At 71.1% G+C, this 12,226-nt stretch carries 14 protein-coding genes; 4 read left to right on the top strand and 10 right to left on the bottom strand.

Features of this window, described 5'->3' with window-relative positions:
- Window positions 1–11: 11 nt before the first annotated feature.
- The 6 genes from FD678_RS19325 to FD678_RS19300 form a co-directional block, all read right to left on the bottom strand.
- Complete coding sequence (locus tag FD678_RS19325) at window positions 12–371, bottom strand: Na+/H+ antiporter subunit G (RefSeq protein ID WP_140727835.1); 360 nt, start codon at window positions 369–371, stop codon at window positions 12–14.
- The gene (locus FD678_RS19320; RefSeq protein ID WP_140727833.1) at window positions 368–652 is read right to left on the bottom strand and encodes a K+/H+ antiporter subunit F; all 285 of its coding nucleotides are present in this window, start codon (window positions 650–652) and stop codon (window positions 368–370) included. Before FD678_RS19320 ends, FD678_RS19325 begins: the two co-directional genes overlap by 4 nt.
- Window positions 649–1,158 carry a Na+/H+ antiporter subunit E gene (locus FD678_RS19315; RefSeq protein WP_140727831.1) on the bottom strand — a complete coding sequence of 170 codons (510 nt, stop codon included), beginning with the start codon at window positions 1,156–1,158 and terminating at the stop codon, window positions 649–651. Before FD678_RS19315 ends, FD678_RS19320 begins: the two co-directional genes overlap by 4 nt.
- On the bottom strand, window positions 1,155–2,699 hold the full coding sequence (locus FD678_RS19310) for a monovalent cation/H+ antiporter subunit D (protein WP_140727829.1): 1,545 nt from the start codon (window positions 2,697–2,699) through the stop codon (window positions 1,155–1,157). Before FD678_RS19310 ends, FD678_RS19315 begins: the two co-directional genes overlap by 4 nt.
- Window positions 2,696–3,079 carry a Na+/H+ antiporter subunit C gene (locus FD678_RS19305; protein WP_140727826.1) on the bottom strand — a complete coding sequence of 128 codons (384 nt, stop codon included), beginning with the start codon at window positions 3,077–3,079 and terminating at the stop codon, window positions 2,696–2,698. The genes FD678_RS19310 and FD678_RS19305 overlap by 4 nt, the downstream gene beginning before the upstream one ends.
- Before the next feature lie 142 nt (window positions 3,080–3,221).
- Window positions 3,222–6,044, bottom strand: coding sequence for a monovalent cation/H+ antiporter subunit A (locus FD678_RS19300; protein WP_218569883.1), 2,823 nt, complete (start codon window positions 6,042–6,044; stop codon window positions 3,222–3,224).
- 155 nt (window positions 6,045–6,199) lie between these two features.
- On the opposite strand from FD678_RS19300, the gene FD678_RS19295 reads away from it, so the two are divergent.
- A complete protein-coding gene (locus FD678_RS19295) occupies window positions 6,200–7,096 on the top strand; it encodes an NAD-dependent epimerase/dehydratase family protein (RefSeq protein WP_140727822.1) in 897 nt (298 codons plus the stop codon).
- Between the two features lie 22 nt (window positions 7,097–7,118).
- Here the strand turns inward: FD678_RS19295 and FD678_RS19290 are convergent, their stop codons facing one another.
- Both FD678_RS19290 and FD678_RS19285 read right to left on the bottom strand, forming a co-directional pair.
- On the bottom strand, window positions 7,119–7,595 hold the full coding sequence (locus tag FD678_RS19290) for an Mpo1 family 2-hydroxy fatty acid dioxygenase (RefSeq protein WP_140727819.1): 477 nt from the start codon (window positions 7,593–7,595) through the stop codon (window positions 7,119–7,121).
- A gap of 220 nt (window positions 7,596–7,815) precedes the next feature.
- Window positions 7,816–8,097, bottom strand: coding sequence for a hypothetical protein (locus tag FD678_RS19285; protein WP_140727816.1), 282 nt, complete (start codon window positions 8,095–8,097; stop codon window positions 7,816–7,818).
- A gap of 263 nt (window positions 8,098–8,360) precedes the next feature.
- On the opposite strand from FD678_RS19285, the gene FD678_RS20335 reads away from it, so the two are divergent.
- Window positions 8,361–8,519, top strand: a complete 159-nt coding sequence (locus tag FD678_RS20335) for a hypothetical protein (RefSeq protein WP_177497917.1) — start codon at window positions 8,361–8,363, stop codon at window positions 8,517–8,519.
- A 97-nt stretch (window positions 8,520–8,616) separates the two neighbouring features.
- Window positions 8,617–9,660, top strand: a complete 1,044-nt coding sequence (locus FD678_RS19280) for a LacI family DNA-binding transcriptional regulator (RefSeq protein ID WP_140727814.1) — start codon at window positions 8,617–8,619, stop codon at window positions 9,658–9,660.
- On the opposite strand, the gene FD678_RS19275 is transcribed toward FD678_RS19280, so the two are convergent.
- Window positions 9,657–10,322 carry a UdgX family uracil-DNA binding protein gene (locus tag FD678_RS19275; RefSeq protein WP_140727812.1) on the bottom strand — a complete coding sequence of 222 codons (666 nt, stop codon included), beginning with the start codon at window positions 10,320–10,322 and terminating at the stop codon, window positions 9,657–9,659. The two genes, FD678_RS19280 and FD678_RS19275, sit on opposite strands and share 4 nt — an antisense overlap.
- Window positions 10,323–10,422: 100 nt before the next feature.
- Window positions 10,423–11,070, bottom strand: coding sequence for an HTH-type transcriptional repressor FabR (gene fabR / locus FD678_RS19270; protein WP_140727810.1), 648 nt, complete (start codon window positions 11,068–11,070; stop codon window positions 10,423–10,425).
- A 93-nt stretch (window positions 11,071–11,163) separates the two neighbouring features.
- On the opposite strand from fabR, the gene FD678_RS19265 reads away from it, so the two are divergent.
- Window positions 11,164–12,225 (top strand): ferredoxin reductase, encoded by a 1,062-nt coding sequence (locus FD678_RS19265; protein WP_140727808.1) that lies wholly within the window; start codon window positions 11,164–11,166, stop codon window positions 12,223–12,225.
- Window position 12,226 lies beyond the last annotated feature (1 nt).

Below are 12,226 nucleotides of genomic sequence, written 5' to 3'. Positions count from 1 at the left end.
CGCCGGCGCGGTCAGGTTTCCTGCGGCGGAGGCGTGCCGCCGTCGCGATCGTCGCCACGCGGGTCCTGCGGCCGGTCGGCCAGCATCAGCGACAGTGCCGCCTTGGCCATCAGGTGCGCGCTGATCGGGGCGGTGATGAACAGGAACGCGGTGATCAGCAGCTCGCGCGGCTGCGGGTCCTCGCCCAGGAACAGGTGGTAGCCCACCGAGGCGAGCAGCACGCAGCCCACGCCGAGCGTGCTGGCCTTGGTCGGCGCGTGCAGGCGCTTGAAGAAGTCCGACAGCTTCACCAGCCCGAGCGCGCCGATCACGATGAAGAAGGTGCCGACGATCAGCAGCACGCCGAGCAGGTATTCGGTGAAGGCGATCATTCGACGATGTCCCGGCGCAGCACGTACTTGCTCAGCACCACGGTGCTGCCGAAGCCGAGCATGGCGATCACCAGCGCGGCCTCGAAGTAGATCGGCGAGTCCAGGTGCATGCCGAACAGCATCAGCTCGGCGATCGCCGTGATCGAGAGCGTGTCCAGCGCCAGGATGCGGTCGGGCACGGTCGGCCCGCGCAGCAGCCGCCACAGCGCCAGCAGGATCGCCACGCCCACCGCGTGCATGCACACGACGATCGTGGTCTCGATGAACATGTGGCCGGTCATGGGAAGATCTCCATCAGCGGTTTCTCGTAGCGGTGCTTGATCTCGGCGATCAGCGTGTCCGGGTCGTCCAGGTGCAGCACGTGCACCAGCAGGTACTTGCGGTCGTCCGACAGCGCCACCGACACCGTGCCGGGCGTCAGCGTGATCATGCTGGTCAGGGCGGTGATGCCGTGGATGTTGCCGATGTCCAGCGGAATCCAGATGAAGCCCGGCCGGATGCGCGACTCCGGGCCCAGCACCTGCGTGGCGACCTTCACGTTGGAGCGCACGATGTCCCAGGCCACCACGCACAGCATCTTCGGCACCGAGCGCAGCGAGCCGATCCGGGCGAACTCGCGGTCCAGCCGCGCCGCCGCCAGCGGGACCGCCACGCCGAGCAGCATGCCCACCACCGCCGCGCCCAGGCCGAGGCTGTCGCTCAGCAGCAGCCAGAACACGAACACCGTCGCGCTCAGCGGCGGGGAAGGGAACAGGCGGCGCAGCAGCGGCTTGCGGTCCTGGCTCATGGCACCCTCACTTCCGGCGTGGTGTCGCGGACCTGCTCGAAATAGCGGCCCGGATCGCGCAGCTGCTGCGCGGCCGCATCGGCCATGCGCATCAGCGGGCCGGCGGCGACGGTCATCGCCAGCACGTAGCCCAGCAGCAGCACGGTGGCGGCGGTTTCCACCGGACGCATGCGCGCGCGCCGCGGCGGCGCGCGCGAGGGTTCGTCCTCGGCCGAGGCGGGCACGCGCCAGAACAGGCGCACGCCGGCGCGCGAGAGGCCGATTACCACCAGCAGGCTGCCGCCGAGCACGGCGCCCCAGACCGGCGGCAGCCAGGCGTCCGGCACGTGCTGCAGCAGCGCCGCCTTGGCCAGGAAGCCCGACAGCGGCGGCAGCCCGGCCACCGCGATCGCGGCGACCAGGAACATCGTGCCCGGCAGCGCCCGGCCCGGCAGCGGCGCGACGATCTCCTTGCGGTCGGAGGCGCTGCCGCGGCGCCGGCGGATCAGGTCGGAGACCATGAACAGCGCGGCGGCGATGAACGTGCTGTGCGGCAGGTAGTACAGGCCTGCGCCGATCGCGCCGGCATTGCCGAGCGAGAAGGCGACGAACAGCGTGCCCGCCGAGAAGATCACCAGGTACGACACCAGCACGCGCAGGCGCGCCGCGGCCATCACGCCGAGCCCGGCCAGCACCAGCGTGGCGATGCCGGCCCACAGCAGCGCCACCTGGCCGAAGCCGGCCATCGCGCCGGCCTGGTCGCCGAACCACAGCGAAGACACGCGCAGCACCGCGTACAGGCCGACCTTGGTCATGATCGCGAACAGCGCGGCGATCGCCGCCGGCGCGCGCGAGTAGGTTTCCGGCAGCCACAGGTACAGCGGCAACAGCGCCGCCTTGCTGCAGAACACCAGCAGGAGCAGGCCCAGGGTCGCCTTCAGCAGCGGCAGGTCGTACGCCGGCGTCTGTGCGATGCGCAGCGACAGCTCGGCCATGTTGAGCGTGCCGAGCAGGCCGTACAGCAACCCGAGCGCGATCAGGAACAGGGTCGAGGCGGCGACGTTGAACACCACGTAGTGCAGGCCGATGCGCATGCGCAGGCCGCGTCCGCCCGACAGCAGCAGGCCGTAGGAGGCGATCAGCATCACCTCGAAGAACACGAACAGGTTGAAGACGTCGCCGGTCAGGAAGGCGCCGTTGAGGCCCATCAGCTGGAACTGGAACAGCGCGTGGAAGTGCGGGGCGCGCCGGTCCCAGCCGGCGCAGGCGTGCAGCAGGCAGGCCGCCGCCAGCAGCGTGGTGGTCAGCAGCATCCAGGCCGACAGGCGGTCGGCCATCAGCGCGATGCCGAGCCGCGCGGGCCAGTCGCCGAGCAGGTAGACCTGCATCGCGCCGTCCGCGGTGCGCGCGAACAGCGCCAGCACCGCCGCCGAGAGCGCGGCCAGCGCGATCCAGGCGATCGTGCGGCGCGCGCGGTGGCCGTACCGGCGATGCTCGACGAACAGCGATGCCGCCGCGCCCAGCATCGGGATCAGGATGGGCAGGATCGGCAGGTGGCTCATTCGCGCGCCTCCGCCTCGCCTACCGGCGCGGTGGCGTCAGGATCGTCCTCGTGCGCGTCGACGTGGTCGCTGCGGTTGTCGGCACGGCTGCGCATCGCCAGCACCAGGCTCACCGCGGTCATCGCGAAGGCGATCACGATCGCGGTCAGCACCAGCGCCTGCGGCAGGGGATCGGTGTGCTCGGTCAGCGTCGCGGGGATGCCGTCGCGCAGCACCGGCGCCTGCCCGACGCGCAGGCGGCCGCCGGCGAAGATCAGCAGGTTGGTGGCGTAGGACAGGAACGTGAGCCCGAGGATCACGTCGAAGCTGCGCGCGCGCAGCAGCAGGTAGATGCCGATCGCTGTCAGCACGCCGATGGCGCTTGCCAGGGCCAGTTCCATCAGGGGATGCCTCCGAATCCATCTGCCGTCGTTCCCGCGCCGGCGGGGACCTCGTGCCTTGGCTTTCCCACGGGCGCCCAAAGTCGCCGGGTCCCCGCCGGCGCGGGAACGACGCGCATGGAGCCGGCCGCGGATCGCGCCATCAGTGCGCCTCCCCGGTCCGAGCCGAGCGCTGCCTGGGATCGAGCGCGCCGCGCAGCGAATCGCGCGTGCGCGAGGGCTTGATCGTGCCCAGCATCGACAGCATCAGCATCGCCGAGCCGAACACCACCAGGTACACGCCGGTATCGAAGCCCATCGCGCTGGCCAGCTCGATCTCGCCGATCAGCGGCAGGTGCAGCGTGGCATGGCCGCTGGTCAGGAACGGCACGCCGAACAGCATCGAGGCCGCGCCGCTGGCGATCGCCACCAGCAGGCCCACGCCGACCAGGCGGATGTAGTCGAAGCCGAAGCGCGATTCCACCGAGGCCGCGCCCTGGATCACGTACTGCATCAGCAGCGGTACCGCCAGCACCAGGCCGGCGATGAAGCCGCCGCCCGGCGCGTTGTGGCCGCGCACGAACAGGAACAGCGACACGGTGAGCGTGAGCGGGAACATGATCTGGGCCAGGTCCGCCGGCACCGGCAGCTTGACCGGCCCCCCCGGCATCACCCGCTCCGGCGCCATGCGCGCGCGCCGCAGCAGCGCGTGCACGACCAGCCCGGCGATGGCGAACACGGTGATCTCGCCGAAGGTGTCGAAGCCGCGGAAGTCCACCAGGATCACGTTGACCACGTTGCGGCCGAAGGCCTCCGGCAGCGAGCGCGCCAGCATCTCGCCGGCGATCGTGCTGCCCGGGCGGGTCATCAGCGTGTAGGCGAGCACGGCGATGCCGGTGCCGGCGGCGATCGCGAGCGCGGCGTCGCGCCAGCGGCGCAGGCGGCCGCGCTCGGGCAGCGAGAACTCCGGCAGGTAGTTCATCGCCAGCAGCATCAATACCAGCGTCACCATCTCCACCAGCAACTGGGTCAGCGCCAGGTCCGGGGCGGACAGGAACACGAAGGCCAGGCTCACCGCCAGTCCGGTGCCGCCCAGCACCAGCACCGCCAGCAGGCGCTGCCGGTACAGGAACAGGCTGGCCATCGCGCAGACGATCATCAGCAGCCACAGCGCCCAGCCCAGCAGCGGCATCGCCTGCGGCTCGCCCCAGGCCGGCAGCGAGCCGCCTTCCAGGAACGGCGCCGCCGCCACCGCGATCGAGGCGAGCACGAGCAGCATCAGCATGCGCTGCAGGCTGCCGTTGGCGATGCCGTCGGTGAAGCGCGAGGCCAGGCCGAACAGGGAGCGGAGTTGCCAATCGAACAGCGAGCGCCCCTGCGAGCGCGTCTCCACCGCATGCAGGTCCAGTACCCGCCGCAGGAACACGTACAGCGCCACGCCGCCGACCACGCCCAGCGCACTCATCGCCAGCGGCCAGTTCAACCCGTGCCAGATCGCCAGGCTGTAGTCGGGCAGGGCATCGCCGAGGATCGCGCCGGCGCCGGCGCGCAGCACCGGGGCGACGGTCAGGGCCGGGACGATGCCGACCATCACGCAGATCAGGACCAGCACCTCCACCGGGATCTTCATCCAGCGCGGCGGTTCGTGCGGCACCGGATCCAGCGGCCGCGCCGGTTTGGCGAAGAAGGTGTCGTGCACGAAGCGCAGGCTGTAGGCCACGCCGAGCACGCCGGCCAGCAGGGCCGCGACGGTGGCGAACACCCGCATCGGCTGCGAGGCCTGGGTCTCCAGCGCGACGGCGAAGAACATCTCCTTGGACAGGAAGCCGTTGAGCAGCGGGATGCCGGCCATCGACAGCGAGGCGATGATCGCCAGCGCGCTGGTGAACGGCATGTAGCGCCGCAACGCGCCGAGCCGGCGCATGTCGCGGGTGCCGGTCTCGTGGTCGATGATGCCCGCGGCCATGAACAGCGAGGCCTTGAACACCGCGTGGTTGAGGACGTGGAACACGCCGGCCACCACGGCCATCGGCGTGGACAGGCCGAACAGCATCGTGATCAGGCCCAGGTGCGAGATCGTCGAGTAGGCCAGCAGGCCCTTCAGGTCGTGCTGGAAGATCGCGTACCAGGCGCCGATCACCAGCGTGACCGCGCCGACCGAGGTCACGGTGTAGAAGAACAGGTCGCTGCCGGCCAGCGCCGGATGCAGGCGCGCCAGCAGGAATACCCCGGCCTTCACCATCGTGGCCGAGTGCAGGTACGCCGACACCGGCGTGGGCGCGGCCATCGCGTGCGGCAGCCAGAACTGGAACGGGAACTGCGCGCTCTTGGTGAACGCGCCGGCCAGGACCAGCGCGAGCGCCCAGGGATACAGCGGGCTGGCGCGGATGACGTCGCCCGCGGCCAGCACCGCATCGAGGTCGTAGCTGCCGACGATGCGCCCGATCAGCAGCACGCCGCCGAGCAGCGCCAGGCCGCCGCCGCCGGTGATCACCAGCGCCATGCGCGCACCGTCGCGCGCGTCCTTGCGGTGCGACCAGAAGCCGATCAGCAGGAACGAGCTGATGCTGGTCAGTTCCCAGAAGATCATCAACAACAGCAGGTTGCCGGACAGCACCAGGCCCAGCATCGCGCCCATGAACAGCAGCAGGTAGGCGTAGAAGCGCGGCGCGCTGTCGCGCGCGCTCAGGTAGTAGCGCGCGTACATCACCACCAGCGCGCCGATCGCCAGCACCAGCAGCGCGAACATCCAGGCCAGCCCGTCCAGGCGCAGCGCGAAGTCCAGGCCGATCTGCGGCAGCCAGGCGTGGACGACGCGCGGCACTTCGCCGGCGAGCACGGCCGGCGTCATCGCCGCCAGCAATCCCAGCCCCAGCAACGTCGCGCTGCCCGCCAGCCACGCGGTGGTGGCGCGGGATACATGGCGCAGCGCGGCCACGGCGGCGGCCATCAGGAATGGCAGCGCCAGCAGGAGGTCGAGGAGGATCATGCAGGGAATCCGGGATTCGCGAGCAGATGCCCGAGTCTAACAAACACCTTCACATGGCTGGTCCGCCAGATGAACGGCCGTTCGGGTTGGGCGACCGCTGCCTTTGCCGGAGCGGCGGGAGGCTGTGCGGAGCCAACCGGTATCCTTGCCGGATGAGCGATGTCCAGGTTCCGTCCCATTCCACCCCGTCCCGCCGCGCGCTGGTGTTCGGCGCCAGCGGCCAGATCGGCGAGCGCGTGCTCGAGCGGCTGGCCAGGCAAGGCTGGGAGGTCGTCGCGGTGTCGCGCCAGGCGCGCGCGTCGCGGCCCGGACTGGCCTGGTTGCAGGGCGATCTCTCGATGCCGCCGCCGCCGGGGCCGTTCGCGGCCATCGTCAGCTGCGGTCCGCTCGACCATTTCGCGCGCTGGTATGCCGGCGCGGAAACGGAAGCCGCGCGCATCGTCGCCTTCGGCTCGACCAGCCTGCAGGTCAAGCAGGCCTCCGGCGACGCGCACGAGCGCGACCTGGCACGCCGCCTCGCCGATGCGGAGCAGCAGTTGTTCGCCGCGGCCCGGGCGCGCGGCGCGGCGGCGACGGTGCTGCGCCCGACCCTGGTCTACGGCGCCGGGCGCGACCTGACGTTGAGCCGGATCGCCGCGTTGGCGCAGCGCACCGGCCACTTCGCGTTGCCGAGCGGGGCGACCGGGCGGCGCCAGCCGGTGCATGTCGAGGACCTGGCCGGGGCCGCGTGCGCGGTGCTGGCCGCACCGGCGACCCACGGGCGCAGCTATGCGCTGGGTGGCGGCGAGGTGCTGGCGTACGAGGACATGGTCGGGCGCGTGCTGGCGGCGCTGCCGCGGCCGGCCAGGCTGTGGCGCATCCCGCGCTGGCTGTTCGCCTCCGCGCTGCACGGCGCGCACGCGCTGGGCCGCCTGCAAGGCATGAATGCGGCCGCCCTGCAGCGGATGCGGGAAGACCTGGTGTTCGACCTGGAGCCGGCCCGCCGGGACTTCGGCTACGCGCCGCGGGCGTTCGCCCCCACCGCAGGCGAGCTCGGCGTGCACGCGTAGCGCGACGGATCGTTCCGGCGCGTCAGTAGCGCCAGCCCATCCGGCGGTAGAACTTGGCCAGCACCCAGATCGGGCCGATCAGCAGGTAGACCAGGTCGGTGAGGAAGCTCGGGCGGCGTCCTTCGATGTGATGGCCGATGAACTGGGCGATCCAGGCGACCACGAACACGCCCACGGCGGTGGCCAGCAGGCCGGCGATGCCGAGGTTCGCTTCCAGCAGCCGGCACAGGCAGCCGCAGAAGAAGAACACCGCCAGCATGCCGAGCCCGAGCGGGCGCGAGAGGCGGTTGTAGAACATCCACGCCGCGAACATCGCCAGCGCCGCCCACACGCCGCTGCGGAACCAGGTGCCGCCGACCGGGATGCACCACAGCAAGGCCACCACCGACCACAGGATGGCCGGCACCGCGACCACGTGGATCGACTGGTTGGTGGCGTTGCGGTGGTCGCCGGAGTAGCTGGAAAAATACTGCTCGATCGGACGCGCGCTGGTCTGCATGGTTTTCCCTCCCAGGAACCGGGGAGAGGATACCGCGTGCGGCGCAGTACGGTGCCGGTCAGGCCGGCCGTGCCATCGGGGTGGCGGCTGCGCCGCGGCAGCGCCGGGCGGACCCGGCGGCCCGGTCGCCGGCGAAACGGGGCACCCGCCGCTCCAGGCGGGCCGGTTCCTGCTCGACGTCGTGGCGGGCCTGCTCCATGGCGGTCCGGCCCGGCGTGGGTCAGGCGCTGCGCCGGCTGAGCCGCTGCCAGCAGTCGGTAGCGAGCTGCTCGTAGTTCTCCTGCGTGCTCGACGAGATGAAATGGTGCTCGATGCGACGGCGGAACAAGCGCAGGCGCTCCACTTCGCTCGAATGCGGCGCCTGCAGGTAGATGTCGCACGCCATCTTCACCACCGGCGACAGCTCGCTGAACTTGCCGATGCCGAGGTTGCCCTCCGCATGGCGCGATTGCCAATGCGCGATTTCTGCCTGTACGTCGATGACGGCGGGGTCTCTGTTCATGGCCTTGTGCCTCCTTGAGGTCGTGGGCGATGGCCCATCACCGTAGCGAGCGCAGCGTCAACGGGAGATCATCGGAAAGTCGTTTTCGCTGCATACGCCTCGTCGAGCGCATGAACGCGTCAGCGTCGTGATCGGTCGTATGTGAGGCACCGCACTGATTAGCGCAATCGCAAGTCCCGCCAAACATCGTGCTAACGGGCCGCAAGCGAAGGTCGGCCGTGCATGGCGATGCCGCGATGGGCGGCACCGGATGGGAGGTATGCATGGCCGATGACCGGCGCGAGGGCGACAAATGCAGCAGTGGCGTGGCCGAGGCGGCGACGTGGTGGCGGGCGCTGATGGCGTCGCATGCGTTCCGCTCGGTGCTCGCGGTCGTCCTGGTGGCGGTGGGGATCGTGGTGTTCGCCGTGTCGGTGAAGTGACGGGGGAGGGGCACGCGGCGCCCGGATAGCGACGGCGGACACGGTTCGTCGCCGGAGCCGGCCTTGGCCCTGCTCGGCGGCCGCGCTCCCGGCCAGTATGCTTGGCAAGGGAGTCAAGGGAGCGGGGATTGTGCGGGTAAGAATCGAGGACGTGGCGCTCGCGGCAGGGGTGTCGATGAAGACCGTGTCGCGCGTGCTCAACGGCGAGCCTGGCGTGCGACCGCACATCCGCGAGCGCGTCAACGAGGTGGCCAGGTCGATGAACTACCGGCCGGATCCGTCGGCGCGGCGGCTGGCCGGCAAGCGCTCGTACCTGGTCGGCTTCGTCTACGACAATCCGTCGGCGAACTACCTGATGGAATTGATCGGCGGCGTGGTCGAAGCCTGCGAGGAACTGCACTACGGCATGCTGGTGCAGCCGGTCTCGTTCAAGCGGCCCGACTTCGTGCAGGCGATCAAGGCGCTGGTCGATTTCTCCAAGCTCGACGGCCTGATCCTGACGCCGCCGCTGACCGACAGCGACGCGTTGCTGGGCGCGCTGCGCGAAGCCGGCATCGCCTTCTCCTGCGTGTCGCCGAAGGATTGCGACAGCAACATCGGCGCCACCCTCGACGAGCGCCAGGCCGTGCACGAGATCGTCGGCCTGCTGGTCGCGCACGGGCACCGGCGCATCGGCCATATCCAGGGACATCCGGAACACGGCGCCAGCGCCTGGCGGCTGGACGGCTACCGCGACGCGCTGGCCGAACACGGCTTGCCGTTCGATCCGGCGCTGGTGGTGCCGGGCGAGTTCTCGTTCGACTCGGGCGTGCACGCGGCGCGGCGGCTGCTGGACCTGCCCGACCCGCCGACCGCGATCTTCGCCGCCAACGACGACATGGCCGCCGGCGTGTTCAGCGCGGTCCAGCAGCGCGGGCTGCGCATCCCGCAGGACATCTCGATCTGCGGCTTCGACGACATGCCGGTGTCGCGGCAGATATTCCCGCCGCTCACCACGGTGCACCAGCCGGCCCGCGACATGGGCCGGGTGGTGACCATCGAGCTGATCAAGTCGATCCGTGCGCCCGGCTCGGGCACGATGGTGCGGATGCCGCACTCGATGTGCCTGCGCGGCTCGGTGGGGCCGGTGCCCGCGTCCTAGGACGCGTCCCGAGGCGGGCGCGAAGCGGCCTGGCCGCGCGCCGCGACGGCGTGCAGGTCGGCCAGCAACTGCCGTTGCGCGGCCTCGCGCTCCGGCTCGCGCATGCGCAGGATCGCCGACGGATGCCAGCTGGCCAGCGCCTGCACGCCGCCGGGCAGTTCGCGCCAGCGGCCGCGCTCGAGGCTGATGCGGAAGCCGGCGCCGAACAGGGTCTGGGCCGCCATCGCCCCCAGCGCCATCACCGCATGCGGCCGGACCCTCAACAGCTCCGCCGCCAGCCACGGGCGGCAGGCGGCCTGCTCTCCGGCCGAGGCGCGCTGGTGCAACCGGCGCTTGCCGCGCGGCACGAACTTGAAGTGCTTCACGGTGTTGGTCAGGTACACCTGCGCGGGATCCAGTCCGGCCTCGAGCATCAGCCTGCGCAGCAGCTGGCCGGCCGGCCCGACGAAGGGATGGCCCTCGCGATCCTCGCGATCGCCGGGCTGTTCGCCCACCAGCATCAGCCGGGCATGCGGCGGGCCTTCGCCGAACACGGTCTGGGTCGCGTCCCGCCACAGCGGGCAGCGCCGGCAGTCGCGGGCTTGCCGGCGCAGCGCAGCCAACGTGCCGGCGGGCACTTCGTCGACCGGCTTGGCGAGCGGGATCGGAGGCGGGCGGGTCACGGCGGCTCCGGGAAGCGGACGCCGCCAGGTTAGCCGGCCTCCGGTGAGGGGCGTGGCCAGGCGGTGCGCGGAACGTGCACGCCGGCGAAACGCCCGGGCGTCAGTCGCCCTGCGCGCCCATCGTGCGCGCGCCGACGATGATCATGCGCAGCATCGTCGAGATCTGCTCGACCAGTTCCGGATCCTTTTCCGGTGGCAGGTCCATGGCGGTGGCGCCCATCGCGAACACCAGCCGGGTGATCGCCTTGGACACCAGCGCCGGCTCGTGCAGCACCGCGCCATCGGCGGCGGCCAGCCGCACCAGGTCCTGCTGCAGCTCTTCCTCGAAATAGTGCAGCTCGCGCTCGACCGCGTGCTTGAACGCGTCCGAGCCGACCGCGCCCTCGCGCAGCAGCACGTGCAGCAGCTTGTCGTCGGCGCGCAGCTGTTCCATGAAGGTCTCCACCGATACCCGCACCACGCTGCGGTCGGTGGAGGTCGCGCGCTGGCGCGCCTGGCCGATGATCGTGCGCAGCGAGCGGCCGGCCAGGTCGATCAGCGCGACCGCCAGCTCGTCCATGTCGCGGAACTGCCGGTAGAAGCTGTTCGGCGCGATCCCGGCCTCGCGGGCGACCTCGCGCAGGCTGAGCGTGGACAGGCTGCGGTGCGGGCCGATCAGCTTGAGCGCGGCCGCCAGCAAGTCCTCGCGCGTGACCGTCCGGCGGGACGGGGCGGAGTCGTCGGACGGGGACAGGGCGGTCGAAGTCATGGGCAGGTCATGGCGGGCTGGCTGAATCATACCCTCGGCCCCTAATATACACTTGTATACACACGTGTACTCTCATGTGTATAGTGCATCGTCATGAAACCCTCCCCCCGTTCCCGTCGCCCCGCAGGCCTGCAGCGCTGGATCTCGCCCAAGCTGTTCGACTTCTGGGCCGGCCAGGTCAACCCGCTGTGGTCGCTGGACCGTCCGCTCGCGCGCCTGGTGGAGCGCCAGCCGGCCGGCCGCGGCGCGGCGACGCTGGTGCTGCGGACCAACCGCCATTGGCAAGGCCTGCGGGCCGGCCAGCACGTCAACCTGGGCGTGGAGATCGAAGGCCGCCGGCTGCTGCGCAGTTACAGCCCCACGCCGCTGGACGCGCGCCACGTCGCGATCACCGTGAAGGCGGTCGAGGGCGGCAAGGTCAGCGGCCACCTGGTCGAGCGGGCCGTGCCGGGCGAGGTGTTCACGCTGGAAGCGGCGTTCGGCGACATGGTGCTGCCCGACGTGCCCGCGCCGCTGTTGCTGCTCGCCGCCGGCAGCGGCATCACGCCGATGCGCGCGCTGCTGCGCGAGCTGGCCGCGCGCGGCATGCCGGTGGACGTGGACCTGCTGTACTGGGCGCGCACCCGCGAGGATTTCTGTTTCGCCGACGAGCTGCAGGCGCTGGCAAGGGCCCATCCGCGCCTGCGCCTGGAGCTGCTCGCCACGCGCGACGCGCAGGCATCGGCGCCGAGGATCGGCGGCTACGCGTTCGAGCGCGTGGCCGGGCTGTCGGGCCGGCACGCCATGGCGTGCGGACCGGCCGGCTTCGCGACCGCGGCGCGCCAGGCGCTGGACGGGCAGGTGGCCCGTTTCCAGGCCGAGGCGTTCACGCCGGAAACCCCGCTGGCCGGCGAGGACGGCGAGGTCGAAGTGCAGCTGGCCCGCAGCGGCCGGCGCCTGCGCCTGCCGCGCGCGCTGTCGCTGCTGGAAGGGCTCGAGGCCCAGGGCCTGAAGCCCAAGCATGGGTGCCGGATGGGCATCTGCAACAGCTGCGCCTGCGGCCGCCAGACCGGTACCACCCGCCACGTGCTGACCGGCGAGCGCAGCGACGAACCCGCCGTACCCGTGCGCCTGTGCGTGAACGCGCCGAGCACCGACCTGATCCTGGACCTGTGAG

Origin of the sequence: Pseudomonas sp. Hp2, from assembly GCF_006386585.1 — a bacterium.
GTDB classification, from domain to species: Bacteria; Pseudomonadota; Gammaproteobacteria; order Xanthomonadales; family Xanthomonadaceae; genus Pseudomonas_S; species Pseudomonas_S boreopolis.
Note: the sequence above shows the minus strand (reverse complement) of the source record. Positions and strands in the feature narration are given on the sequence as shown.

Bases quoted from the DNA above. Each gene is read 5' to 3' on its own strand.
- FD678_RS19325 (WP_140727835.1), bottom strand. From the start codon at position 371: ATGATCGCCTTCACCGAATACCTGCTCGGCGTGCTGCTGATCGTCGGC.
- FD678_RS19320 (WP_140727833.1), bottom strand. From the start codon at position 652: ATGACCGGCCACATGTTCATCGAGACCACGATCGTCGTGTGCATGCAC.
- FD678_RS19315 (WP_140727831.1), bottom strand. From the start codon at position 1,158: ATGAGCCAGGACCGCAAGCCGCTGCTGCGCCGCCTGTTCCCTTCCCCG.
- FD678_RS19310 (WP_140727829.1), bottom strand. From the start codon at position 2,699: ATGAGCCACCTGCCGATCCTGCCCATCCTGATCCCGATGCTGGGCGCG.
- FD678_RS19305 (WP_140727826.1), bottom strand. From the start codon at position 3,079: ATGGAACTGGCCCTGGCAAGCGCCATCGGCGTGCTGACAGCGATCGGC.
- FD678_RS19295 (WP_140727822.1), top strand. From the start codon at position 6,200: ATGAGCGATGTCCAGGTTCCGTCCCATTCCACCCCGTCCCGCCGCGCG.
- FD678_RS19290 (WP_140727819.1), bottom strand. From the start codon at position 7,595: ATGCAGACCAGCGCGCGTCCGATCGAGCAGTATTTTTCCAGCTACTCC.
- FD678_RS19285 (WP_140727816.1), bottom strand. From the start codon at position 8,097: ATGAACAGAGACCCCGCCGTCATCGACGTACAGGCAGAAATCGCGCAT.
- FD678_RS20335 (WP_177497917.1), top strand. From the start codon at position 8,361: ATGGCCGATGACCGGCGCGAGGGCGACAAATGCAGCAGTGGCGTGGCC.
- FD678_RS19280 (WP_140727814.1), top strand. From the start codon at position 8,617: ATGCTTGGCAAGGGAGTCAAGGGAGCGGGGATTGTGCGGGTAAGAATC.
- fabR (WP_140727810.1), bottom strand. From the start codon at position 11,070: ATGACTTCGACCGCCCTGTCCCCGTCCGACGACTCCGCCCCGTCCCGC.
- FD678_RS19265 (WP_140727808.1), top strand. From the start codon at position 11,164: ATGAAACCCTCCCCCCGTTCCCGTCGCCCCGCAGGCCTGCAGCGCTGG.